At 72.7% G+C, this 24,086-nt stretch carries 18 protein-coding genes and 1 pseudogene; 11 read left to right on the forward strand and 8 right to left on the reverse strand.

Features of this window, described 5'->3' with window-relative positions; all coding sequences use genetic code 11:
* Positions 1–155 precede the first annotated feature (155 nt).
* Positions 156–1,565 carry a DNA repair protein RadA gene (gene radA, locus AC5WAM_RS18145; protein WP_366794207.1) on the forward strand — a complete coding sequence of 470 codons (1,410 nt, stop codon included), beginning with the start codon at positions 156–158 and terminating at the stop codon, positions 1,563–1,565.
* A 90-nt stretch (positions 1,566–1,655) separates the two neighbouring features.
* A complete protein-coding gene (gene disA / locus AC5WAM_RS18150; RefSeq protein ID WP_138961136.1) occupies positions 1,656–2,780 on the forward strand; it encodes a DNA integrity scanning diadenylate cyclase DisA in 1,125 nt (374 codons plus the stop codon).
* 82 nt (positions 2,781–2,862) lie between these two features.
* On the opposite strand, the gene AC5WAM_RS18155 is transcribed toward disA, so the two are convergent.
* A complete protein-coding gene (locus AC5WAM_RS18155; RefSeq protein WP_495523159.1) occupies positions 2,863–3,687 on the reverse strand; it encodes a hypothetical protein in 825 nt (274 codons plus the stop codon).
* Positions 3,688–3,916: 229 nt separating this feature from the next.
* On the opposite strand from AC5WAM_RS18155, the pseudogene AC5WAM_RS18160 reads away from it, so the two are divergent.
* Positions 3,917–4,546: pseudogene (locus tag AC5WAM_RS18160) on the forward strand (phosphatase PAP2 family protein); the annotation flags it as partial.
* Between the two features lie 473 nt (positions 4,547–5,019).
* Here AC5WAM_RS18160 and AC5WAM_RS18165 read toward each other — a convergent pair.
* Entirely contained in the window at positions 5,020–5,706 is a 687-nt protein-coding gene (locus AC5WAM_RS18165; protein ID WP_495523160.1) for a response regulator transcription factor, read from the reverse strand.
* On the reverse strand, positions 5,703–7,274 hold the full coding sequence (locus AC5WAM_RS18170; protein WP_495523161.1) for a sensor histidine kinase: 1,572 nt from the start codon (positions 7,272–7,274) through the stop codon (positions 5,703–5,705). Before AC5WAM_RS18170 ends, AC5WAM_RS18165 begins: the two co-directional genes overlap by 4 nt.
* A gap of 386 nt (positions 7,275–7,660) precedes the next feature.
* Here AC5WAM_RS18170 and AC5WAM_RS18175 point away from each other — a divergent pair, with 386 nt between their 5' ends.
* The 5 genes from AC5WAM_RS18175 (at position 7,661) to cseC (ending at position 12,363) form a co-directional block, all read left to right on the forward strand.
* Positions 7,661–8,593: an HhH-GPD family protein gene (locus tag AC5WAM_RS18175; protein WP_138961133.1), complete on the forward strand. Its 933-nt coding sequence runs from the start codon at positions 7,661–7,663 to the stop codon at positions 8,591–8,593.
* 256 nt (positions 8,594–8,849) lie between these two features.
* Positions 8,850–9,389, forward strand: coding sequence for a SigE family RNA polymerase sigma factor (locus AC5WAM_RS18180; RefSeq protein ID WP_138961132.1), 540 nt, complete (start codon positions 8,850–8,852; stop codon positions 9,387–9,389).
* Positions 9,377–10,063 (forward strand): hypothetical protein, encoded by a 687-nt coding sequence (locus AC5WAM_RS18185; protein ID WP_495523162.1) that lies wholly within the window; start codon positions 9,377–9,379, stop codon positions 10,061–10,063. The genes AC5WAM_RS18180 and AC5WAM_RS18185 overlap by 13 nt, the downstream gene beginning before the upstream one ends.
* Before the next feature lie 99 nt (positions 10,064–10,162).
* Positions 10,163–10,876, forward strand: a complete 714-nt coding sequence (gene cseB / locus AC5WAM_RS18190) for a two-component system response regulator CseB (protein ID WP_366794223.1) — start codon at positions 10,163–10,165, stop codon at positions 10,874–10,876.
* A 77-nt stretch (positions 10,877–10,953) separates the two neighbouring features.
* Positions 10,954–12,363 (forward strand): two-component system sensor histidine kinase CseC, encoded by a 1,410-nt coding sequence (cseC, locus tag AC5WAM_RS18195; protein WP_495523163.1) that lies wholly within the window; start codon positions 10,954–10,956, stop codon positions 12,361–12,363.
* A 91-nt stretch (positions 12,364–12,454) separates the two neighbouring features.
* Here the strand turns inward: cseC and AC5WAM_RS18200 are convergent, their stop codons facing one another.
* The 3 genes from AC5WAM_RS18200 to AC5WAM_RS18210 all read right to left on the reverse strand — a co-directional run bounded on the left by AC5WAM_RS18200 (position 12,455) and on the right by AC5WAM_RS18210 (position 15,154).
* A complete protein-coding gene (locus tag AC5WAM_RS18200) occupies positions 12,455–12,898 on the reverse strand; it encodes a VOC family protein (protein WP_366794225.1) in 444 nt (147 codons plus the stop codon).
* A gap of 56 nt (positions 12,899–12,954) precedes the next feature.
* Positions 12,955–13,413 (reverse strand): helix-turn-helix transcriptional regulator, encoded by a 459-nt coding sequence (locus tag AC5WAM_RS18205; RefSeq protein WP_495523164.1) that lies wholly within the window; start codon positions 13,411–13,413, stop codon positions 12,955–12,957.
* A 181-nt stretch (positions 13,414–13,594) separates the two neighbouring features.
* A complete protein-coding gene (locus AC5WAM_RS18210; RefSeq protein WP_495523165.1) occupies positions 13,595–15,154 on the reverse strand; it encodes an MDR family MFS transporter in 1,560 nt (519 codons plus the stop codon).
* Between the two features lie 178 nt (positions 15,155–15,332).
* On the opposite strand from AC5WAM_RS18210, the gene AC5WAM_RS18215 reads away from it, so the two are divergent.
* Complete coding sequence (locus AC5WAM_RS18215; RefSeq protein ID WP_366794228.1) at positions 15,333–15,914, forward strand: TetR/AcrR family transcriptional regulator; 582 nt, start codon at positions 15,333–15,335, stop codon at positions 15,912–15,914.
* A gap of 24 nt (positions 15,915–15,938) precedes the next feature.
* Here the strand turns inward: AC5WAM_RS18215 and AC5WAM_RS18220 are convergent, their stop codons facing one another.
* Complete coding sequence (locus AC5WAM_RS18220) at positions 15,939–16,496, reverse strand: M23 family metallopeptidase (RefSeq protein ID WP_366794229.1); 558 nt, start codon at positions 16,494–16,496, stop codon at positions 15,939–15,941.
* 356 nt (positions 16,497–16,852) lie between these two features.
* Here AC5WAM_RS18220 and AC5WAM_RS18225 point away from each other — a divergent pair, with 356 nt between their 5' ends.
* Positions 16,853–19,891, forward strand: a complete 3,039-nt coding sequence (locus AC5WAM_RS18225) for an NACHT domain-containing protein (protein WP_495523166.1) — start codon at positions 16,853–16,855, stop codon at positions 19,889–19,891.
* 113 nt (positions 19,892–20,004) lie between these two features.
* Positions 20,005–20,982 (forward strand): PDDEXK nuclease domain-containing protein, encoded by a 978-nt coding sequence (locus AC5WAM_RS18230; protein WP_495523167.1) that lies wholly within the window; start codon positions 20,005–20,007, stop codon positions 20,980–20,982.
* Between the two features lie 211 nt (positions 20,983–21,193).
* Here AC5WAM_RS18230 and AC5WAM_RS18235 read toward each other — a convergent pair whose 3' ends face one another.
* Complete coding sequence (locus tag AC5WAM_RS18235; protein WP_138961125.1) at positions 21,194–23,719, reverse strand: ATP-dependent Clp protease ATP-binding subunit; 2,526 nt, start codon at positions 23,717–23,719, stop codon at positions 21,194–21,196.
* Positions 23,720–24,086 lie beyond the last annotated feature (367 nt).

Raw genomic sequence — 24,086 nt, forward strand, 5'->3', positions numbered from 1 at the left:
GGGGCCCGGCGGGACGCACGGGCCGCACAGGGCACAAGGGCCGCGCAGGACGCGCGGCACACACAGGACGCGCGGGACGGACCGGTGGGCCCCGGGGCACGGGAACGGGCCGGGCCCGGCGGCGTTGTCAGTGGCTGCCGCTACGGTTTCGTCCCATGGCTGCCCGTACGAAAACCGCCAAGGACCGTCCGTCCTACCGCTGCACCGAATGCGGCTGGCAGACGGCCAAATGGCTCGGCCGCTGCCCCGAGTGCCAGGCCTGGGGCACGATCGAGGAGTACGGCGCGCCCGCGGTGCGCACCACCACGCCCGGCCGCGTCACCACCTCCGCGCTGCCCATCGGCCAGGTCGACGGCCGCCAGGCCACCGCGCGCTCCACCGGCGTCCCCGAGCTCGACCGCGTCCTCGGCGGCGGCCTGGTGCCCGGCGCCGTGGTGCTGCTCGCGGGCGAGCCCGGCGTCGGCAAGTCCACGCTGCTGCTCGACGTCGCGGCGAAGGCGGCCACGGACGGCCACCGCACGCTCTATGTGACCGGCGAGGAGTCGGCCGGCCAGGTCCGGCTGCGCGCCGACCGCATCGGCGCGCTCGCCGACGACCTGTATCTGGCGGCGGAGACCGACCTGGCCGCGGTCCTCGGCCACTTGGACGCGGTGAAGCCCTCGCTGCTGATCCTGGACTCGGTGCAGACGGTCGCGTCCCCGGAGATCGACGGCGCGCCCGGCGGCATGGCGCAGGTCCGCGAGGTCGCCGGGGCCCTCATCCGCGCCTCCAAGGAGCGCGGCATGTCCACGCTCCTGGTCGGCCACGTCACCAAGGACGGCGCGATCGCGGGCCCCCGCCTCCTGGAGCACCTCGTGGACGTGGTGCTCCACTTCGAGGGCGACCGGCACGCGCGCCTGCGCCTGGTCCGCGGCGTCAAGAACAGATACGGGGCGACGGACGAGGTCGGCTGCTTCGAGCTGCACGACGAGGGCATCGTCGGCCTCGCCGACCCCAGCGGCCTGTTCCTCACCCGCCGCGCCGAGCCCGTGCCCGGCACCTGTCTGACGGTGACCCTGGAGGGCCGCCGCCCGCTGGTCGCCGAGGTCCAGGCGCTCACCGTGGACTCCCAGATCCCCTCGCCGCGCCGCACCACGTCGGGCCTGGAGACGTCCCGGGTGTCGATGATGCTGGCCGTCCTGGAGCAGCGCGGCCGCATCAGCGCCCTCGGCAAGCGCGACATCTACAGCGCGACGGTCGGCGGCGTGAAGCTGTCCGAGCCCGCCGCCGACCTCGCCGTGGCGCTCGCGCTGGCCTCCGCAGCCAGCGACACCCCGCTGCCGAAGAATCTGGTCGCGATCGGTGAGGTGGGCCTCGCGGGCGAGGTCAGACGGGTCACCGGGGTGCAGCGCAGACTGGCCGAGGCGCACCGCCTGGGCTTCACGCACGCGCTCGTACCGGCCGACCCCGGGAAGGTCCCGGCCGGTATGAAGGTCACCGAAGTCGCCGACATGGGCGACGCGCTGCGCGTCCTTCCGAGATCGCGTCGCCGAGAGGCCCCACGGGAGGAGGAGGACCGCCGGTAGACTTTGCCCTGGTCTCGCCCGTCCGTGCGAACGCATGCGTGCGGCAGAGGGTCGGCCGAGCCTCGGACAACCTGCGACCGGAGGAGTGCAGTGGCAGCCAACGACCGGGCAGCGGTTCCCGGGAAGCCCGGTGGCGGCTCCGGTGCCGACGGGCTGATGCGCGCCTCCCTGAGCGCGGTCGCGCCGGGCACGGCCCTGCGGGACGGCCTGGAGCGCATTCTGCGGGGCAACACGGGCGGGCTCATCGTCCTCGGCTCCGACAAGACAGTCGAGTCGATGTGCACGGGCGGATTCGTCCTGGACGTCGAGTTCACCGCGACGCGCCTGCGCGAGCTGTGCAAGCTCGACGGCGGCATCGTGCTCTCCTCGGACCTGTCGAAGATCCTGCGGGCGGGCGTCCAGCTGGTGCCGGACCCGACGATCCCCACGGAGGAGACCGGCACCCGGCACCGCACGGCGGACCGCGTGAGCAAGCAGGTCGGCTTCCCCGTCGTGTCCGTGTCCCAGTCGATGCGCCTGGTCGCACTGTACGTGGACGGGCAGCGCCGGGTCCTGGAGGACTCGGCGGCGATCCTGTCCCGTGCCAACCAGGCCCTCGCCACCCTGGAGCGCTACAAGCTCCGCCTCGACGAGGTCGCGGGCACGCTCTCCGCCCTGGAGATCGAGGACCTGGTGACCGTGCGGGACGTCACCGCCGTCGCGCAGCGCCTCGAAATGGTGCGCCGCATCGCCACCGAGATCGCCGAGTACGTGGTGGAGCTGGGCACCGACGGCCGCCTCCTCGCCCTCCAGCTCGACGAGTTGATCGCGGGCGTGGAGCCCGAGCGCGAGCTCGTCGTCCGGGACTACGTCCCCGAACCCACGGCCAAGCGTTCGCGCACCGTCGACGAGGCACTGGCCGAGCTGGACTCCCTGACCCACGCCGAGCTCCTGGAACTGTCCACCGTGGCCCGCGCGTTGGGCTACACGGGCTCGCCCGAGACCCTCGACTCCGCCGTCTCGCCGCGCGGCTTCCGCCTCCTGGCGAAGGTGCCCCGGCTGCCCGGCGCCATCATCGAGCGCCTGGTGGAGCACTTCGGCGGCCTCCAGAAGCTGCTGGCCGCGAGCGTCGACGACCTCCAGACCGTGGACGGCGTCGGCGAGGCCCGGGCCCGCAGCGTACGCGAGGGCCTCTCGCGGCTCGCGGAGTCGTCGATCCTCGAGCGGTACGTCTAGCCTCCGGCGGGCCACGGGCGCCGGGGCCTGACCCCGGCACCCCTTTCGTCGCTCCGCGACGGGGCTCGCCCCGGCCGGCCGGTCAGTCGGCGGTCAGGACGAAGGACGCGCGGTCCGAGCCGAGGGCCTCGGACTTGGCCTCCACCAGATAGGTGTCGGGCTTCGCCGTCCCCGGCGGGGGCGTGGCGCACTGGGGCGCGCTGGCCTTCAGGTCCCACTCGACGACGTGCGAGACCCGGCCGCCGCCGGGAACCCGGAACAGCAGGCTCGTACCGCCCGCGGCGGGGCAGTCGTCGGACGACCAGATCTCGTCGCCCGAGCCGGACTGAGTGATCGTCAGGACCGCGCCCTTGGCGCCGAGATCGACCTTGCAGGCCTTGCTGCCGGTGTTCACCGCGGTCAGTTCGAGCTTCGGCCTCTGCCCGGCCTCGTACTCGTTCCGCAGGCTGCGCAGCTTCAACTTCACGGCGCCCGGCGCGCAGTTGGGGAGCGTCGAGCCCGCCGGGAGCCGGCTGCCGGAGCCGCCGCCGCCCTTCGCGCCGTCGTCGGAGCCGGAACCGGCGCCGCCGGAGCCCTCGCCCGAGCCGCCGCCGGAGCCGGAGTCCCCGCCGCCGCCCGAACCGCCGGAACCGCCGGAACCACCGGAGCCGCCGGAGCCCTCCGACTCGTCCCGGCCGCCCGGGTGTTCGCTGATCGCGGGGCCCGAGCCGGAGGGACCCGGCGTGATGGACGTCGCGGGGCCGTTGCCCGACGGCCCGTCAGCACCGGTCTTCCCGCCGCCCCCGCCCGAGGCGAGGGCCCAGATGACGAGGAGCAAGAGGAGTCCGAGCACGGACAGCAGAACGGCCCTCCGGCGCCAGTAGATGGAGGAGGGAAGCGGCCCGATCGGATTGCGCAGAGATCCCACGCCCAAACCTTACGAGAGAACGGCGCGTTCTCTGGCCCCACCCGCCGCCCAGGGCCACAACTTTTGCGGATCATCATCACGGTTCCGGCCACGCGCACTGCCCCGCACCCGCCCCGCACCCGGCCTGCCGTCCCGCTCGCGCCCCGTTCCCTCCCTGTCTTTCGTCAGGTCGGATATCGGTCCATCGCTGGATGTGACGATTCGAGATCCCTACGTACGGTCCGTAATCATGGACACCATGGATTCCTCCGGCCTTTACCGCGACATCACCGAGTTCGCCCATGACACCCCCGGCTGGGTGCAGCACATCGCCGAGGTGTGGACGGAACTGGGCCTGCTGCTCTTCGGCGCGCTGTTCGTCGTCGCCTGGTGGCGGGCCCGGCGCGGGGACTCGCGCGCGTTCGCGGTGGCGGTCCTGGCCCCCCTGGGCACGGCGCTCGCGTATGTGATCAGCGAGGCGGCGAAGTCCGTGGTGGACGAGGAACGGCCGTGCCGGGCCGTGAAGGGCGCGCTCACGCCGCTCGTCGAGTGCCCTCCGCATGGCGACTGGTCCTTCCCCAGCAACCACTCCACCATCGCGGGCGCCGCCGCCGTCGGCCTCGCGCTCGCCTGGCCGCGCATCGCCGCCTTCACGCTGCCGATGGCGGTCCTCATGGCCTTCTCGCGGGTCTTCGTCGGCGTGCACTACCCGCACGACGTGGCGGTCGGCCTGGTGCTCGGCGCGGTCGTCGCGTTCCTCGTGGTGCGGCTCGCCACGCGCCCCGTGGCGCGGGTCGCCGAGACGATGCGGGGGTCTCGCGCGGCGCTCGTCATCTGGTTCGCGGGCCCCGGCCCGGCCACGGCGCACGCGTCGGGGCCGTCGGCCGCCCCCGCTCCCGCGTACGCGGCGTCCACGTCGTACGACACGCCCTCGCCCTACGGCGCTTCGCCGGCGTACGACGCGTCGCCGACGTACGCGCCCTACTCGCCGTACGCCGACGGCGCACAGGCGACGCCGCACGCGGCAGCGCACTCCGACGCCACCCACGCCCCGTACGGTGACAGCACGCACGCCCCGTACGGCAACGCGACGCCGTACCCGTACGGCAACGGCAACGGCACGCAAGCCCCGTACGACCCGCAGGCCCCCTACGGCACGCAGGCCTCCTACGGAGAAGCGGCGTACCCGGCGCAGAGCGAGGGCCCCTACGTGCCGCGCCCCCAGCAGAGCGACTACCAGCACGGCGGCTACCAGCACGGCGGCTACTACCAGGGCGACCACCAGCAGCCGCCGACGCACCGCCCTTGAGACACCTCCCCCGACGCTCCGGCCCCGTGGCCGGATCAGCCGGATCAGCCGGGGGCGCCCGGGGCGGTCCGCGCGCCGTCGTCCGCGACGAGCCCCGCCTCGTACGCGACGATCGCCGCCTGGACGCGGTTCTTGACCTCCAGGCGGTCGAGGACCGCGCTCACGTACGCCTTGACCGTGCCCTCCACGAGGTGCAGGCGTGCGGCGATCTCCGGGTTGGACAGGCCCGCCCCCACCAGGCCCAGGACCTCGCGCTCGCGCGGGGTCAGCGCGGCCACGCGCGTGCGGGCGGCCGACTCGCGGCCGATGCGCCGCCCGCCGAGCCCGTCGATGACGTACCGGGCCACCTTCGGCGACAGGAACGCGGCGCCGCCCGCCACCGCCCGCACGCCCGCGATGAGTTCGTGCGGGTCCCCCGACTTCAGCAGGAAGCCGGTGGCGCCGCCGCCGAGCGCGCGGGCGACGTACGCGTCCTCGGAGAACGTCGTCAGCATCGCGACCGCCGTGCCCGGCAGCGTCCGTACGATCTCCTCGCCCGCGGCGAGGCCGTCGAGACGGGGCATGCGGATGTCGAGGAGCGCCACGTCGGGGCGGTGCGCCTGGGCCAGCTCGATCGCCTCCCGGCCGTCGGCGGCCTCGGCGACGACCTCGATGCCGTCGCCCGCGGTGAGGATGGCCCGCACTCCCGCGCGGATCATCGCCTCGTCGTCGGCGAGCAGGACCCGGATCACCGTCGTCCCCCGTCGCCGCCCGCGCCGGAGCCGCCGGACGCACCGGCCTTGGGGATCACTGTCTTGTCCACGAGCTTTCCGTTCTCGAAGCAGAGCCTGAAGTGTGCGGAGGAGGTGAAGAGTTGACCGCTGGAGCGGTAGTAGCGGCAGTCGGCGCCCGGGGGTGGCGGGCTCGGCGCCCGGTCCACGGGCGGGTCGCTCACGCCGTGCTCCGGCAGCACGGCCGCGACGTCGGCCTGCGCGGCGCCCACGCGCAGCGCCGCGAAGTCGTCGGGCCGCAGGACGGAGTGCGTCTTCGTGTACGCGTACCAGCCGAAGGTCCCGGCGATCAGCACGGCGCCGGTCGCGGCGGCGGCCCCGAAGGCGAGCACGGTGCGGCGCCGGGCGTGCGCGAGCGTCCCGGAGGGCAGCGGCACGGTGCCCGCGGGGGCGGGGGCCGCCACCGCGACGCCCGCGTCCGCCGGAATCACCGCGCGCACCCGGAAGCCCCCGGCGTGCGCCCCCGCGTCGAGGTCGCCGCCGAGCGCCGCCAGCCTGGTGTGCAGGTCCGCGAGGCCGGAGCCGCCGCCGGGGGGTGAACCGGGCTCCCGGGGCGGGCCGTTGGTGACCGTGATCGTCGTCCGGGCGTCCGCGCGGGTCGCCACGACGGTGACGGGGGCGCCGGGCGCGTACTTCGCCGCGTTGGTCAGGGCCTCCTGGACCACGCGGTAGGCGAGGCGCTCCGCCGGGCCCTGCTCCTCGGCGCCGTCCGCGACGTACCGCACCCGCAGGCCCGACTCGCCCGCGCGCGCGACCAGTTGCTCCACCGTCTCGCCGGGCGGCGCGAGCGGGGCGGGCTCGTCGCCCTCGTCCCGCAGTACGCCGATGATCTCGCGCAGCCGGTCCGTGGCGTCGGCGGCGGCGACGCGCAGGTCGCGGGCCGCCGCGCGATGGTGTTCCGGCAGGTCGGCGGCCAGCTGGAGGGCGCCCGCGCGCACCGCGATGAGGCTCAGCTCGTGGCCCAGCGAGTCGTGCATGTCCTGCGCGATGCGGGCCCGCTCCCGCAGCCGGGCCCGGTCGGCGACGATCCGCTGCTCGCGCTCCAACTGGTCGGCGCGGGCGAGCGCGGACGCGGTCAGGGCGCGGCTCTGCCGCAGGTAGCGGCCCGCGAGCCAGGGGAAGACCGCGCCGAACAGGAGCGTGGCCATGAGCACCAGCCACTCGACGACCGGGTCGACGTCGCGCACCACCACCTTGCCGGTGCCCGCCACCGCGACCGCCGCGAACGCCAGGAGCGCGGGCCTGGCCCGCGGGCCGTGCCTGCCGAGCAGGAACGCGAAGACGGCCAGGGCCATGCCGTACGAGACCGTGAACAGGGAGGGGGCGGTGGCCTCGCCGGGGGCCGCGGCGAGCAGGAACGCGAGGGTGGGGCGGCGGCGCCAGATCGCGGCGGCCGCGGCCAGGGCGGCGAGGCCGCCGAGCTGTTGCCAGGCCGTGCGGGGTTCGTTCAGGCCGATCGCGTCGGCCGTCGCCGCGGGGGTGGCCAGGGCCAGCCACAGCAGGGCGTCCACATGGCGTCGGGTTCTCACCCCCTTGACGCTACGTGCCCGCGGCCGCGCCTGTACCTGCCGATCGGCAGGTACTCCTCTCCCCCACCTACCCGCCCTTCCGCCATGGCCCGCGCCCGTCTCCGCGTCACCCTCCGCCGCCGTCACCGCACCGCGCTACCGCGCTCGTCCTCAAACGCCGGACGGGCTGGAGGGGGCTGGGCACGTCCGTCGACTGCCGCCGCCCCCGCCGGGATGGAGCCGGGGTCCGACAGGTGAAGGGCGGGCGGGGGAAAGAGCTGGCGTGCGGCGGTACGTGGGGTGGGGCTTGCCAGGAGGGGGCCCGGCGGAGGCTGCGGTTCGGCGCGCTGCACAGCGTGCCGTGCCGTTGGCCCGGGCCCCGGGCGCTCCGTGGCAGGATCGTGGGCATGCCGACCGCACTCGCCGCCGACCGAGCCGACAGCCGAGCCGCAGAGGGGCCCTCGTCCCACGGCCGGCTCCACTCCCCCGTCATCGCCTGGTTCGAGGCCCACGCGCGTGACCTGCCGTGGCGCCGTCCGGACGCCGGGCCCTGGGGGGTCATGGTCAGCGAGTTCATGCTCCAGCAGACGCCCGTCGCCCGGGTCCTGCCCGTGTACGAGCAGTGGGTCGCCCGCTGGCCGCGCCCGGCCGACCTGGCCAAGGAGGCTCCCGGTGAGGCCGTGCGCGCCTGGGGGCGGCTCGGCTATCCGCGCCGCGCGCTGCGCCTGCACGGCGCGGCCGTCGCCATAACGGAGCGCCACGGCGGGGACGTACCGACGCAGCACGCGCAGCTGCTCGCGCTGCCCGGCATCGGCGAGTACACGGCGGCGGCCGTCGCGTCCTTCGCGTACGGGCAGCGGCACGCCGTGCTCGACACGAACGTGCGGCGCGTGTTCGCGCGGGCCGTGACCGGCGTGCAGTACCCGCCGAACGCCACCACCGCCGCCGAGCGCAAGCTCGCCCGCGCGCTGCTGCCCGAGGACGAGGCGACCGCCGCGCGCTGGGCCGCCGCGTCCATGGAGCTCGGCGCGCTGGTGTGCACCGCCAAGAACGAGGACTGCGGGCGCTGCCCGATCGCCGCGCACTGCGCGTGGCTCACGGCGGGCAAGCCCGCGCACGAGGGCCCCGCGCGCCGCGGCCAGACGTACGCCGGTACGGACCGCCAGGTGCGCGGCAAGCTGCTCGCAGTGCTCCGCGAGGCCGTGACGCCGGTGCCGCAGTCGGCGCTCGACCGGGTGTGGGACGAGCCGGTGCAGCGGGCCCGCGCGCTGGACGGGCTCGTCGCCGACGGTCTGGTGGAGCCCCTGCCGGACGGGTTCTACCGGCTGCCGCTGACCTGAGAGCCGGTCGCTCCCGGGGCCGCCGCACGGCGTCCGTAACAAGTCCCCAGCGACAAATCGGGCAACCTCTCCCACATGGAGCTGCGGATTTACGTCTGGCCTACTTCTGTTACACAACCGACGTACAGCCGTGCGTCCGCCGCTGGCTGCTCCGCACAGCGCCGTGACAACGCCTCCGTAACTTCGTTCCCGTACCGCACAGGCAAGGGATCGCGGTCAGCGAACCGGGGACGAACGGGAACGGAGGCGGTTGGGAATGGCGCACGGCGAGGTGCTCGAGTTCGAAGAGTACGTCCGCACTCGGCAGGACGCCCTGCTGCGCAGCGCCCGACGGCTCGTCCCGGACCCCGTGGACGCCCAGGACCTGCTGCAGACGGCGCTCGTGCGGACCTACGGCCGCTGGGACGGCATAGCCGACAAGCGGCTCGCGGACGCCTATCTGCGCCGCGTCATGATCAACACGCGGACCGAGTGGTGGCGTGCCCGCAAGCTCGAAGAGGTGCCGACCGAGCAGCTGCCGGACGCCTCCGTGGACGACTCCACCGAGCAGCACGCGGACCGCGCCCTGCTCATGGACATCATGAAGGTGCTCGCCCCCAAGCAGCGCAGCGTCGTCGTGCTGCGACACTGGGAGCAGATGTCCACCGAGGAGACGGCCGCCGCGCTCGGCATGTCGGCCGGGACGGTCAAGAGCACGCTGCACCGGGCGCTCGCCCGGCTCCGCCAGGAGCTGGAGAGCCGCGACCTGGACGCCCGCGTGTTCGAACGTGAGGAGCGGGAGCGTTGCGCGGCCTGAGTGCCCGGGCCACCCGAACCGGCCGGACCGGTCGGGCGGGACAGGACAGACGAGCGGGTGTGAGTCCGAAGGCGGGGAGTACGGCGGTGGCCGTGCTCGCCGCCCTCGGGCTTTTGCTCGCCGTGACGAGCTGCTCCACGGGCGGCTCCGGCACCCGTGACGAGGGCCCGGCGCGCACCGGGGCCGTGGCCTCGGCCTCCCCCTCGGAGTCGCCGGCCCCCGCCCCCAAGAACGTCGACGCGGTCCAGCTCGTGAAGAACGACCCGAAGGTCAGCCTCGCCGTGAAGCGAGACCTGAAGCCGTGCACCGAGGACGAGTACCCGGTGGACGTCTCGTACGGCAACCTGACCGGAGCAGCGTCGTCCGACATCGTCGTGAACGTGCTGACCTGTGGTGACGCCGTGGGCATCGGAAGTTACGTGTATCGCCCCGACGGCAAGAAGTACGAGAATGTCTTCGTCGACGAGCAGCCTCCCGTCTACGCCGAGATCGACCGTGGCGACCTGGTCGTCAGCAAGCAGCTGTACGGCAAGGACGGCTCGGTGGCGGAGCCCACGGGCGAGGACGTCATCACGTACCGCTGGGCGACGGACCACTTCACCGAGCGGGGCCGCGTCCGCAACAACTACAGCAGCGCGGTGGGCGGCGAGCCCACCCCTTCGAGCGACAACTGAGCCACGCCCGCCGCACGACCCGAGACCACCCATCCGGACCGGACAGTGACCACCCCGACCACCTCGACCGCCCTGACCACCTCGAACTGAGAGCACCCGATGGCAGAACACACCCATGTCCTGTTCGTCGAGGACGACGACGTCATCCGCGAAGCCACGCAGCTCGCCCTGGAGCGCGACGGCTTCGTGGTCACCGCCATGCCCGACGGGCTGCTCGGCCTGGAGGCGTTCCGCGCCGACCGGCCCGACATCGCGCTGCTCGACGTGATGGTGCCCGGCATGGACGGCGTCTCGCTGTGCCGCCGCATCCGCGAGGAGTCCACGGTCCCGGTCATCATGCTGTCGGCCCGGGCCGACTCCATCGACGTCGTCCTCGGCCTGGAGGCGGGCGCCGACGACTACGTGACCAAGCCGTTCGACGGCGCCGTCCTGGTCGCCCGCATCCGCGCCGTCCTGCGCCGCTTCGGACACGCCAGCGGCTCCGGCACGGGGGCGGCAGCGTCCCAGGACCAGGGGCCCGGCGACGGCGGGGTGCTGACCTTCGGCGACCTGGAGATCGACACCGAGGGCATGGAGGTGCGCCGCGGCGGCCAGCCGGTCGCCCTGACGCCCACGGAGATGCGGCTGCTGCTCGAGTTCTCCTCCGCGCCGGGCACCGTCCTGTCCCGCGACAAGCTCCTGGAGCGCGTCTGGGACTACGGCTGGGGCGGCGACACGCGCGTCGTCGACGTCCACGTGCAGCGGCTGCGCACGAAGGTCGGCCAGGACCGCATCGAGACGGTCCGCGGCTTCGGCTACAAGCTCAAGGCGTGAGCTTGCGGGATGCGATACGAGGCGCTGCGCGCCGGGTCCGCCGCGGCGGTGCCCGCGCGGCGGTCCAGGGGGCGGACATGAGCGGAGCGGCACGGCGCGGGCGGGACGGCCGCACCGGATTCGGCGGCCGGGCCGGTGGCCTGCGGGACCGGCTCATCGGCCTGGTCGGGACGCGGCTGCGGACCGGCGTGCGGTGGAAGATCGCCACCGCCATCGGCTTCGTCGGCGCGCTGATCGCGGTCGCGCTCAGCCTCGTCGTGCACAACGCCGCCCGGGTGTCCATGCTCGACAACGCGCGCGACCTCCAGGACGAGCGCGTCCAGATCGCCCAGCGCAACTACGAGTCGCGCGGCACCACCACCGCCATCTACGGCACCAAGGTCGACGACCCGGAGCTGCCGAAGGAGCTGCGCCGCCAGGTCCTCAAGGGGCGCCGCGCCACCTACGTCCAGGAGCGCGGCGACGGCACGCCCGACATCTGGGCGGCCGTGCCGCTCAGCAACGGCCACGTCCTTTCGGTGCACACCCGCTTCACCGACCGCAGCGCCACCATCATGAAGGACCTCGACCAGGCCCTGGTGATCGGCTCCATCTCGGTCGTCTTCGGCGGCTGCGCGGTCGGCGTGCTCATCGGCGGCCAGATGGCGCGGCGGCTGCGCAAGGCGGCGACGGCCGCGCGCGAGGTCGCGCAGGGCCACACCGAGGTGTCCGTACGGGACGCCATCGGCGGGGTCGTGCGCGACGAGACCGACGAGCTGGCGCAGGCCGTGGACGCCATGGCGGACGCGCTCAAGCAGCGTCTGGAGGCCGAGCGCCGGGTGACCGCCGACATCGCGCACGAGCTGCGCACGCCGGTGACCGGGCTGCTCACGGCGGCCGAGCTGCTGCCGCCGGGCCGCCCCACCGAGCTGGTCAAGGACCGCGCGCAGGCGATGCGCACGCTCGTCGAGGACGTCCTTGAGGTGGCCCGGCTCGACTCCGCTTCGGAGCGGGCCGAGCTGCAGGACATCCTGCTCGGCGAGTTCGTGAGCCGGCGGATGGCCACGCTGCCCGTCGAGGTGACGGTGGCCGTGGTGCACGAGTCGGAGGTCACCACCGACCCGCGCCGTCTGGAGCGCATCCTGTACAACCTGGTCACCAACGCCGCCAAGCACGGCAAGCCGCCGATCGAGGTGAGCGTGGAGGGCCGCGTGGTGCGGGTGCGCGACCACGGCCCCGGCTTCCCCGAGGCGCTGCTCGCCGAGGGCCCGAGCCGCTTCCGCACCGGCTCCGCGGACCGCGCGGGCCGCGGCCACGGCCTGGGCCTGACCATCGCGGCGGGCCAGGCGCGGGTGCTCGGCGCCCGGCTGACCTTCCGCAACGTGCGTCCCCCCGGGGAACCCACGGACGGGCCCGCGGAGGGGGCCGTGGCGGTCCTGTGGCTGCCCGAGCACGCGCCGACGAACACGGGCAGCTATCCGATGCTCCAGCTGCCGGACCTCGGCTGAGGGCGAGGGCAGGGGCGGGGGTGGGGGCGGGGCTCAGCGGCCCCAGGCCTCGTCGGGGGCTCAGCAGCCCCCCCCCGTCCTTGCCGGGGGCTCAGCAGCCCCAGTCCTTGTCGAGGTCGAGGCCGCCCTCGCGCGGCTGGGTGAACGAGAACCAGTTCCCCGAGTCGTCGCGGAAGATCGCCTCGATGCCGTAGGGGCGCTCCTGGGGCTCCTGGAGGAACTCGACGCCGCGGGCCTTGAGCTTCTCGTAGTCCCCGTGGATGTCGTCCGTGCTCAGGGCCGCGCCGAGGGTGCCCTTGCCGACCAGCTTGCGCAGCGCCTCGGCGGACTCGGCGTCCATGCCCGCGCCGCCGGGCACCATCAGGGCGATCATGACCTCGGGCTGGTCCTTGGCGCCCACGGTGAGGAAGCGCATGCCGCCCTCACCGAGGGTCATGTCGGTGCGGACCTCCAGGCCGAGCTTCTGCGTGTAGAACTCCTTGGCCCGGTCCTGGTCGAGGACCCAGACGGTGGAGATGGCGAGTCCCTTGATCATGGTGTGCTCCTGTGTGCGGGGATGTCCTTGCCCGGCCACCGTAGGCAGCGGCCCGCTCAGTCCGCTTCTTGAGAATTGCGGTCTGTCCCGGCCTCGGATCCCGGGGCGGCCGGGCGGCCGGAGCGGCCCGGGAAGCCGCCCGCCCACAGCAGCGCGTAGCACCCCGGGATGAGCGCGGAGCCGCGGCCCAGGTGCTTGCGCCGGTACTCACTGGGGGTGAGGCCCGTGTGGCGCTTGAACGTGGACGAGAACGTGCCGACGCTGGTGAAGCCGACCAGCATGCACACCTCCGTGACCGCGAGGTCGGCCGAGCGCAGCATGTCCTCGGCCCGCTCGATGCGGCGCCGCGACAGGTACTGGCCGGGGGTCTCGCCGTACGTCTCCTTGAAGGCGCGCAGGAAGTGATAGCGGGAGTACCCGGCGTGCGCGGCCACCGCGGCCAGGTCGAGGTCAGGGTCAGCCCAGTCACGGTCCATCGCGTCCTTCGCCAGGCGCAGCTGCCGCAGTCTGTCCACCCGTCCGATGCTGGCACGCGCCACTGACAACGGCCCCCCGACCGGTCCCGGGCACGGCCGCGGCCCCCGGCGCGCTCGCGCCGGGGGCCGTGGTGGGCCGGGGTGCGGGGCGGCCGCTCGGACGGCTCGGCGGCCGTCGCTCCCGCCCCGCGCGCGGAGTCCCCTTCCGCGCTCCCGGCTGCTACTGGTCGGCGGGGGCCGCGGGGGCCGCGCCCCGCAGCGGCGTCTCCCGCACGAACACCGCGGCGCACAGCGCGGCCGCGGCCATCACGGAGCCGAGCACGAAGGCGGCGTGCGTCCCGGACGAGACCGCGTGCTGGTAGGCGTCGCGCACCACGTCCGGCAGCTTGGCGAGGCTCGCCGCGTCGAGCTGCGCGGACTGCTCGGTGACCTTGCCGCCCGCGGCACCGGCCCGCTCGGCCATCTCGTCCTGCACCCGGTTGTTGAACAGCGCGCCCATGACGGCGACGCCGAAGGACGAGCCGAGCGTGCGGAACAGCGTGGCCGAGGAGGACGCGACGCCCATGTCCTTCATCTCGACGCTGTTCTGCGCGACGAGCATGGTGATCTGCATCAGGCAGCCCATGCCCGCGCCGAGGACCGCCATGTAGATCCCGGAGGTCAGCCGGGAGGTCTCGGTGTCCATCTGGGCGAGCAGGAAGAGGCCCACGGCCATCAGGACGCTGCCGGCGATCGGGAACACCTTGTACTTGCCGGTGGAGGTGGTGACGCGGCCCGCGACGTTCGACACGGCCATCATGGCGAGCAGCATCGGCATGAGCAGCAGGCCGGAGTTGGTGGCCGAGGCGCCCTGCACGGCCTGCTGGTACAGCGGCAGGAAGAGCATCGCGCCGAACATCACGAAGCCGGTCAGGAAGCTGATCACCGACATCAGCGAGAAGTTGCGGCTGCGGAAGATCCGCAGGGGCATGAGCGGCTCGGCGGCCTTCTGCTGCACGAAGTAGAAGCCGACGAGCGAGGCGACGCCGAGGCCGATGAGCTCCATGATCACGGCCGAGCCCCAGGCGTACTCGGTGCCGCCCCAGGTGGTCACCAGGACGAAGGACGTGATGCCGACGGTGAGCAGCGCCGCGCCCAGGTAGTCGATGCGGCCGCTGGCCTGCTTCTTCGGCAGGTGCAGCACGGCGCTCACCATGAACAGGGCGACGATGCCGAGCGGCAGGTTGATGTAGAAGGCCCAGCGCCAGCCGAGGTGGTCGGTGAGGGTGCCGCCGACGAGCGGGCCGCCGATCATCGCGACCGCCATGACGCCGGTCATCATGCCCATGTACTTGCCGCGCTCCCGGGGCGGCACCAGTTCGCCGATGATCGCCATGACGCCGACCATCAGGCCGCCCGCGCCGAGCCCCTGGACCGCGCGGAAGGCGATGAGCTGCCCCATGTCCTGGGCCAGGCCGCTGAGCGCGGAGCCGATCAGGAAGATCACGATGGAGCTGAGGAAGGCGCCCTTGCGCCCGTACATGTCGCCGAGCTTGCCCCAGATCGGGGTGGAGGCGGCGGTCGCGAGCGTGTACCCGGTGACGACCCAGGACAGGTGCTCCAGGCCGCCGAGGTCGCCGACGATCGTCGGCATCGCGGGGCTCACGATCATGTTGTCGAGCATCGCGAGGAGGATCGCGACCATCAGCGCGAAGATCACCACCCGCACGCTCCGCTGGGGTGGCTCCTGTGCCGCCCGTTGCTCCTTGGTCCCCGGCCCGACTGCTACGGCGTTCGCCATGTCGCTCCCCGCTCGCCAGCTACTTACTTGCCGCCCGGCAAGTTGATTACACTGAGGGAAGGTAGACCCCCAACTAGCCGGGCGTCAAGTAAGTAGGCTGGCCGGGCGTCAAGCACGTCCCAAGGGGCCGTAAAAAGCGGAGCTCCCTCGGGCGGAGAAGGAGTGCGAGGATCGCCCCATGGGCACAGGGAAGCAGCAGCGCCGCGGTGACACCCGCCAGCGCATCCAGGACGTGGCACTCGAACTGTTCGCCGAGCAGGGGTACGAGAAGACGTCGCTGCGGGAGATCGCCGAGCGTCTAGAGGTCACGAAGGCGGCGCTGTACTACCACTTCAAGACCAAGGAAGACATCCTCACCAGCATCTTCGACGACATGACCCGCCCCATCGACGAGCTGATCGAGTGGGGCAAGGAGCAGCCCCGCACGCTCGACACCAAACGGGCGATCCTCACGCGCTACAGCGAGATCCTCACGAACGCCGCCCCGCTCTTCCGCTTCATGCAGGAGAACCAGGCGACGATGCGCGACCTGAAGACCGGCGAGAGCTTCAAGGACCGCATGCTCGCGCTCCTGGACATCCTCAGGGACGACGACCCGGCGACGCCGATGACCGCGCAGGTGCGCTGCTTCAGCGCGCTGTTCACCATGCACGGCGGGATGTTCGTGCTCAAGGACGCCGAAGGCGACCCCGAGGAGAAGCGGAAAGCCATCCTCGAGGTCGCCATCGACTTGGTGACCCAGGCGCACGAAGGCGCCTGAGTCAGAGCGTGCGCGCGGAGGGGATCACACGCGCACGCCCTGCTGGCGCAGGAAGGAGACCGGGTCGACGGCCGAGCCGTAGTTCGGCGTCGTACGGATCTCGAAGTGCAGGTGGGGGCCGCTGGAGTTGCCCGTGTTGCCGGAGAGGGCGATGCGCTGGCCGCCGGCGACCGCCTGGCCGACGCGCACCTCGACGCGGGAGAGGTGCGCGTACTGCGAGTACGTGCCGTTGGCGTGCTTGATCACGACGGCGTTGCCGTACGCGGGCCCGTCACCGGCGCCGTTCGGGCCGGCCTTCACGACGGTCCCGGCGTGCACGGACTTGACCACGGTGCCGCTCGGGACGGCGAAGTCCTGGCCGGAGTGCTTGTGGGCCCACATGCTGCCGCCCAGGCCGAAGGTCGCGGAGAGGCGGTAGCGGTCGACCGGGTCCTGCCAGGACGGGGCGGCCGGGGCCTTCGCGGCGGCGCCCGCGGCACCCGCTCCGAGCGCCGTCACCGCGCCGACGCCGACGGCGACGACGGCCGCGCGGACACGGCGGGACGGACGGCCGGAAGGGTGGGACTTCGAGCGCTTCGACATGGAGACCTCCGGGGCGGTCGGCACACGGGGTGCCGGGCACGGGCCGCGGGGGCGCGGCTCGCACGCTGGGGACGTACAAGACAGGGCAAGACAGGAACGGCAAAGCGAATCCGGCACGCTTTGGGGGTGCGTGCCGGATGGCCATCCCTTGGTAACCCCCATCCCGCCCGGCGCCCAAAACGCGCTTCTACTAGGGGCGGCCGTAGCTCCGGGGGCGCGTTGCGGGCCGAAAGTCCCCGCCACGGCGCCGAAGGGCACCACTACCCGTCCTCGTATGTGACGTATGCCCTGTGCCCCATGTCACCGCCGCCAAGATCCACCACCGGCGGGATGTGACCGGCGCTACGCTCGCGCGCATGGAACCCGCGGCCGTCGGCATCCGTCTCGCGTCCACAGTCGTCACCCCTTTGGTCAGGAAGCTGTTCGCCCGCCCCGGCCCCGGCGCCGCCCTGGTGGACGAACCCGTACGCATCGACTCCCTGGTCTCCTTCACGGGAGAGCGCCGGAAGCTGACGGACAAGGACCTGCGCGGCCTGGCCGCCGAACTGGTCCGCCAGGCGGTCCGCGCGGGCGAGCGCCCGCTGCCCGCCGACGAGGAGCAGGCGGTGGTCCACGCCCTGGCGGACACGCTGCACGCCCTCGGCGACCTCACCCTGACCGACGTGGAGGCCGTGGAGCTCGGCCACGAGCAGCTGGCGCGGAGCCTGCGCCGGGCGGCCGCGGCGGCGACCGGGGACCCGGCCCGCGACCTGTCGGCGGACGCCACGTACGTCTACGAGCGCCTGCTCACCGCCACCTGTCTGCACGTCCTGAACTTCTTCACGCAGCGGTCGGCGTTCGTGGCCCACACGCTGGTGCGCCAGAGCCGCCGCCAGGCGGAACTCATAGCCAAAGTTGACGAGCTGATCAGAAGGGACCCCCTTCCGGGAGCGGAGGACGCGGCCTTCGAGCAGCGGTACCTGGAGTACGTCGCGAAGAGGCACGGCAAGCTGACGATCTTCGGGATCGACCTGGCGAACTCCCCCGGGAAGTGGCCGCTGGACGCGGCGTATATGAGCCTGATGGCGACCCCGCGGGGCGAGGCCCCTGCCGACGACATCCAGCCGGGCGACGACTGGCGGGAGATCCTCGGCAAACAGCTGGAGCAGGAGGAGCCCCACCCTGCCGACCAGGCCCTCGCCACCCACGACCGCGTCCTGCTGCGCGGCGAGGCGGGCTCCGGCAAGACGACCCTGGTGCAGTGGCTCGCGGTCTCGGCGGCCCGCCAGGACCTCGACGAGCGGATGGCGTACCTCTACGACCGCGTCCCCTACGTCCTGCCCCTGCGCACCCTCACCCGCCACGGCGAGCGCCTGCCCGCGCCCAGGGACTTCCTCGCGGCGGTGGGCTCGCCGCTGGCCGGGGAGCAGCCCGGCGGCTGGGAGGCGCGCGTGCTCACGGCGCGGCGCGCCCTGCTCCTGGTCGACGGCATCGACGAGGTGCCGGACGCGGAGCGCGCCCGCACGCGCGCGTGGCTGGCGGACCTCATGGACGCCTACCCCGGCAACCGCTGGCTGGTGACCTCCCGCCCCTCCGCCGTACGGGAGGACTGGCTGGCGGACGAGGAGTTCACGGAGCTGACCCTCGCGCCGATGCGCGGGCCGGACGTGGCCGCGTTCATCGGGCGCTGGCACGCCGCCGCGACGACGGGCGCCCCGGACGACGACGCGGAGCTGACGGCGTACGAGAGCCAGCTCCTGGCGGCCGTGCGCGCCAAGCCCGACCTGGGCCGCCTCGCCACCAACCCCCTGATGTGCGGCCTGATCTGCGCCCTCCACCGCGACCGCAGGGGTTTTCTGCCCCTCGGCCGCAAGGACCTCTACACCGCGGCCCTGTCCATGCTCCTGCTGCGCCGGGACCGCGAGCGCCACATGGGCATGCCGGAGCTGCGCGAGGAGCCCCAGCTCCAGGTCCTGCAGCGGCTCGCGTACTGGCTGATCCGCAACGGCCGCACGGAGCTGGACCGCTCACGGGCGGAGACGATCATCGCGGACGCGCTCCCCGCGGTGCCGGAGCTCGCCGCGCTCGGCGCCGCCCCCGCGGTGTACGACCACTTCCTCCAGCGCAGCGGGCTGCTGAGCGAACCGGGCCCGGACACGGCGGTGTTCGTCCACCGCACCTTCCAGGACTTCCTCGGCGCGCGGGCGGCCGTCGACGAGGGCGACTTCGGGATGCTCGCGCGCCACGCGGCGGACGACCAGTGGGAGGACGTCATCCGCATGGCGGTGGCGCAGGCGCGCCCGCGCGAGCGGGCCGAGATCCTGCGCGACCTGCTGGCCCGCGGCGACAGCCTGCGCGACGCCCCGCGCGCCCGCGTCCACCTCCTGGCGGCGGCCTGCCTGGAGCACGCGGCGGAGCTGGACCCGGCGGTGCGGGCCGAGGTGGAGCGGCGCACGGCCGAGCTCGTTCCGCCGCGCGACGCGGCCGACGCCCGCAAGCTGGGCGCGGTCGGCTCCATGGTGCTCGACCTGCTGCCGGGCCCCGACGGCCTGACCGAGAACGAGGCCCTCAACGTCGCCATCGCCGCGACCCACGTCCCGTCCGACGCGGCGATCCCCTTCCTGGCCCGTTTCGTCCACCACCCCGCGCAGATCGTGCGCAGCCAGCTCATGTGGGGGTGGCACCGCTTCGACTGCCGCCTGTACGCGGACCAGATCGTCCGTCACCTCGACGACGGGGAGACCCACTTCACGCTGCGCGGTGACGAACAGGTCGAGCAGGTGGAGCGCCTCGGGCTGCGCCCGAAGCACCTCGACGTCCGGGGCACCGTCACCAGCCCGGCGACCTCCCGGCTGATCGAGGCCTGCGAGCCCACGTTCCTGATGCTCTCGCGGCCCTTGGCGCACCTGACGGACGGAGCCCTCAGCACGCTCGCCGGGGTGGCGGAGCTACGCCTCTTCGACAGCGTCGAGCCCTGGGCGCTCAGCCGGATCCCCGCCGACGCGCCCCTGCGCACCCTCGGCCTCTTCAACTCCACGCGGCGCGTGACCGACCTGCACCTCCTGGACCGGTGGCAGGGCTTGGAGTGGGTGGTGTTCGGCGACGAGGACGGGCCGAGGAGCGCGGCGGACTGGGAGGCCCTGTCGCGGCTGCCCCGGCTGCGGCGGCTCGACCTTCCGGCGGACGTCCTGGACCGTGCGCCCGCCGGGTTCAGCCTGCCCCAGGTGACCGAGCTGTGGCTGGCCCTGGAGGACGCCTGGGCCCCGGCGGCGAAGGCCGCCGCCCGCCTCTTCCCGAGCGTGCGCCGCGTCCTGGTACGAGAAATGCGACGCCAGAGCTCCCTTCCGTACCTCGCCCGGGCGCAGGCCGGGTTCAGCGAACGGGACCTGGACCTCCGCTCCTGGCCCGTCGGCTGAGACAGCCGAGCGGCGCCCCGCGGGAAGCCGAACTCCCAAACCACCCCCACACGTTCGGATGACCCCACAGGGTTCCCGCCCCTGTCAAGCGCGCGCTGCGCCAGCCTCGCCCCATGCACAAGTACGAAGATCTGCTGGCCGAAGCGAAGGCCACGGCAGAGGGGGCCCGCCTCCGCACCCGGAGGGCCGTGAACGCCGAACTGGTCCAGATGTACTGGCGGATCGGCAAGCTGATCCTCGCCCGTCAGACAGAGGACGGCTGGGGCACCGGCATCGTGGCCCGGCTCGCCACGGACCTGCGGGGCGCCTTCCCCCGGCAGCGGATCTTCTCGTACCGCAACCTCGTGCAGACCCCGAAGATGGCGCACACCTGGCCCGCGCTCATCGCCCAGCGCCCGGTCGCGCAGCTCCCCTGGAGCCACATCACGGTGCTGCTCGACAAGTTGCACACCCGCGCGGAGCGGGACTTCTACGCGACCGAGGCCGTGCGCAACGGCTGGTCACGGGCGCAGCTGACCCTGGCCATCCGCCAGCGCCTGCACCTCCCGCAGCGCGCCACCCCGCCGCTTACCGACGACGTGGCCCTGCCCGCGGGCTCCCCCGCCCTCGCCGAACTCGCCTGCGACCCCTACCGCCTCGACTTCCTGCGCCTGGACGACCAGCGCCCGGCCGACCCCACGTACGAGGAGTCGATCGCGAACCGGATGGTCCGCGTCCTCACCGGCCTCGGCAGCGGCTTCGCGTTCGTCGGCTGCCGCTACCCCGTCCTCGCCGGTGACCAGTACCACCGCGTGGACCTGCTCTTCTACCACCTCTCCCTGCGCCGCTACGTGGCCTGCGCACTCGGCACGACCACCACGCGCCCCACCCACCTCACCCGTCTGGACGCCCAGGTGCGGGCGGTGGACGAGCTGGTCCGCGACCCCGACCGGGACGCCCCCACCATCGGCGTCCTCATCGAGACGAGCAGCGGCCAGGCCACCTACACCTCGCTCCCCCCGCGCGGCCGCCAGCTTCTGCCCACGGAGGAGGACCTGACCCGCGTCCTGCGCGAGGCCATCGCCCCGGCCGACGCCACCCCCCACCTCTGAACGCCTGCGAACCGGCGCCAGGGACTCGACGGCACTCGCCTCCCCCGCGGCGGCCCCTGTGCCCGGATGGGCATTTCCGCCGCCCGCACGGCCCGAGAACTGCTCGCATTCGTCATTCCGGTGGAACGCCCCGGCCCCATAGCCGGAAAAGGGGCTGCCCCGGACCGTACGAAACGGTCCGGGGCAGCCCCTTCGGCGTGCTCTGGAAGAGCTACGCCTCCTTGCTCAGGTTCGGCCCCGAGCCACCGGCGGCCGACTCGATCGGCGGCACGTCCGGCAGCGCGGCCTTCTCCTCGCCACGGAAGGTGAACGTGGCGGTCTCGCCCTCGCCCTCCGTGTCGACGACCACGATGTGGCCCGGACGCAGCTCACCGAAGAGGATCTTCTCGGAGAGCGTGTCCTCGACCTCGCGCTGGATGGTGCGGCGCAGCGGCCGGGCACCCAGGACGGGGTCGTAGCCCTTCTTGGCGAGGAGCTCCTTGGCGGACTGGGAGAGCTCGATGCCCATGTCCCGGTCCTTCAGGCGCTCGTCCACCTTGCTGATCATGAGGTCGACGATCTGGAGGATGTCGTCCTGGGTCAGCTGCGGGAAGACGACGACATCGTCGACGCGGTTGAGGAACTCGGGGCGGAAGTGCTGCTTGAGCTCGTCCGAGACCTTGTTCTTCATGCGCTCGTAGTTGGTCTTCTTGTCGCCCGAGGCCGCGAAGCCCAGGTTGAAGCCCTTGGAGATGTCCCGGGTGCCGAGGTTGGTCGTCATGATGATGACCGTGTTCTTGAAGTCCACGACCCGGCCCTGGGAGTCGGTCAGACGACCGTCCTCCAGGATCTGAAGGAGCGAGTTGAAGATGTCCGGGTGGGCCTTCTCGACCTCGTCGAAGAGGACGACGGAGAACGGCTTGCGGCGGACCTTCTCGGTCAGCTGGCCGCCCTCCTCGTACCCCACGTAGCCGGGGGGCGAGCCGAAGAGGCGCGACACCGTGTGCTTCTCGCTGAACTCCGACATGTCGAGGGAGATCAGCGCGTCCTCGTCACCGAAGAGGAACTCGGCGAGGGCCTTGGACAGCTCGGTCTTACCGACGCCGGACGGGCCCGCGAAGATGAACGAGCCGCCGGGGCGCTTCGGGTCCTTCAGACCGGCACGCGTACGCCGGATCGCCTTCGAGAGCGCCTTGACGGCGTCCTTCTGGCCGATGACGCGCTTGTGGAGCTCGTCCTCCATGCGGAGCAGCCGGGAGGACTCCTCCTCCGTCAGCTTGAAGACCGGGATGCCGGTGGCCGTGGCGAGGACCTCGGCGATCAGCTCGCCGTCGACCTCGGCGACGACGTCCATGTCGCCGGCCTTCCACTCCTTCTCGCGCTTGGCCTTCGCGGCGAGGAGCTGCTTCTCCTTGTCGCGCAGGGACGCGGCCTTCTCGAAGTCCTGCGAGTCGATCGCGGACTCCTTGTCCCGGCGCACGCCCGCGATCTTCTCGTCGAACTCGCGGAGGTCCGGCGGCGCGGTCATCCGGCGGATGCGCATCCGGGAACCGGCCTCGTCGATCAGGTCGATCGCCTTGTCCGGCAGGAAGCGGTCCGAGATGTACCGGTCGGCGAGGGTGGCCGCCTGCACGAGGGCCTCGTCCGTGATCGAGACGCGGTGGTGGGCCTCGTAGCGGTCGCGCAGGCCCTTGAGGATCTCGATGGTGTGCGGCAGGGACGGCTCCGCGACCTGGATCGGCTGGAAGCGGCGCTCGAGGGCCGCGTCCTTCTCCAGGTGCTTGCGGTACTCGTCCAGCGTGGTCGCACCGATGGTCTGGAGCTCGCCGCGGGCCAGCATCGGCTTGAGGATGCTCGCCGCGTCGATGGCGCCCTCGGCGGCACCCGCACCCACGAGCGTGTGCAGCTCGTCGATGAACAGGATGATGTCGCCGCGGGTGCGGATCTCCTTGAGGACCTTCTTCAGGCGCTCCTCGAAGTCACCGCGGTAGCGGGAGCCGGCGACCAGGGCGCCGAGGTCCAGCGTGTAGAGGTGCTTGTCCTTGAGGGTCTCGGGCACCTCGCCCTTGACGATGGCCTGCGCGAGCCCCTCGACGACGGCGGTCTTGCCGACGCCGGGCTCACCGATCAGGACCGGGTTGTTCTTCGTGCGGCGGGACAGCACCTGCATGACCCGCTCGATCTCCTTCTCGCGCCCGATGACCGGGTCGAGCTTGGACTCACGAGCGGCCTGGGTGAGGTTCCGGCCGAACTGGTCGAGGACCAGGGACGTGGAGGGCGTGCCCTCGGCAGGACCGCCGGCGGTGGCGGTCTCCTTGCCCTGGTAGCCGGAGAGCAGCTGGATGACCTGCTGCCGCACCCGGTTGAGATCGGCACCCAGCTTGACCAGGACCTGGGCGGCGACGCCCTCGCCCTCGCGGATCAGGCCGAGCAGGATGTGCTCCGTGCCGATGTAGTTGTGGCCCAGCTGAAGGGCCTCGCGGAGCGACAGCTCCAGGACCTTCTTGGCACGGGGGGTGAAGGGGATGTGCCCGGACGGGGCCTGCTGGCCCTGGCCGATGATCTCCTCCACCTGCTGGCGGACCGCCTCGAGCGAAATCCCGAGGCTCTCCAGGGCCTTAGCGGCGACACCCTCACCCTCGTGGATCAGGCCCAGGAGGATGTGCTCGGTGCCGATGTAGTTGTGGTTGAGCATCCGGGCTTCTTCCTGAGCCAGGACGACAACCCGCCGCGCGCGGTCGGTGAACCTCTCGAACATCGTTAATCGCTCCTCAGAGCGGTCAGGCAGTAAGGGGTCGGTCCCCTCCCTGTCCTTCCGCAGCTTAGTCCCGCAAGCGGGGACCGCTCATTCCAACTGCCGACACCGGTCGGATCACCCTCACTACGGTAGGGAACGCTTCCTGACTCATACGCCGACACATGCTCCAACCTGATGGTGCGAGACGATGTTCCCGCAGGCCAGGCAGTTACCCTCGCCATCAGTACGCCGTTGGCGAACGTGAGACGCCTGAACACCGCGTGTCGCCCCTCCCCACTAGGGATGTCTTACCCGTATGCACGGACACTCCATGCGGCGCACACCGGTTCCCTCCGCTACGGGCGAACACCCTTGCGCCGGAGAGCGT

It is taken from the genome of Streptomyces sp. JLYT201 (assembly GCF_059448825.1).